The organism is Haloferax profundi (assembly GCF_001469865.1).
GTDB lineage: Archaea > Halobacteriota > Halobacteria > Halobacteriales > Haloferacaceae > Haloferax > Haloferax profundi.
In genome coordinates, this window is the sequence record NZ_LOPV01000577.1 from 1 (window position 1) to 616 (window position 616).

Consider the following 616-nt stretch of genomic DNA (forward strand, 5'->3'; position numbering starts at 1 on the left):
ACCCGACAGATGGGTCTGTGGTGTGGCAGTATTCGACGGACGGGAATGCGACCGAAAGCACACCGGCAGTCGCGAACGGAACCATCTTCGTCGCCAACGAGCGAGACTCGTTGCACGCCATCGACATCGAGACAGGTCGACAGCGCTGGACGATTCCGTTCGAGGGTCCATCAGCACCCATCGTCGCGGACGGAACCGTGTACGCAGTCGAGGCAGGGTATTCGTTGGTTGGCATCGACGCTGCATCCGGGGACACGTTGTTCGAATATCGGCCGTCACAGGTGCCGCTCTCGACGCCAATCGTCGGCGACGGGGTTCTCTACGCAGCAAATCGCAGACGAGTCGTCGCACTCAGGGAAGCAAACTGATGGCTGGAAGACGTGCACAACCGAAAGAGGATTCCGAGCCATCACGAGCAAGCCCAAGACCGATGTCATTCGGAACGATACTCGAGCGCGCGCGAAAGCGCATCCGACGCGACCCAGTCCTCGTCCTGCCATTCGTGGTTGCTGGGTTCGTCGTCGGCCTCGCAGATGCCATCAGAGTGTGGGACCCCATCCCGGTAAGTCGGCCTGAATGGCTCGACAGGACGGTCAGTGTTCAATACTCGTTTTTC

General features: G+C 59.9%; 1 protein-coding gene and 1 pseudogene. Both read left to right on the forward strand.

Translation table 11 applies throughout. The features are described from left to right. Positions 1 to 368, forward strand: a 368-nt coding sequence (locus AUR66_RS17045; protein ID WP_157533198.1) for a PQQ-binding-like beta-propeller repeat protein, incomplete at its 5' end; no start/stop codon positions are given. 62 nt (positions 369 to 430) lie between these two features. Continuing rightward, a pseudogene (locus AUR66_RS22900) lies at positions 431 to 616 on the forward strand (hypothetical protein); the annotation flags it as partial.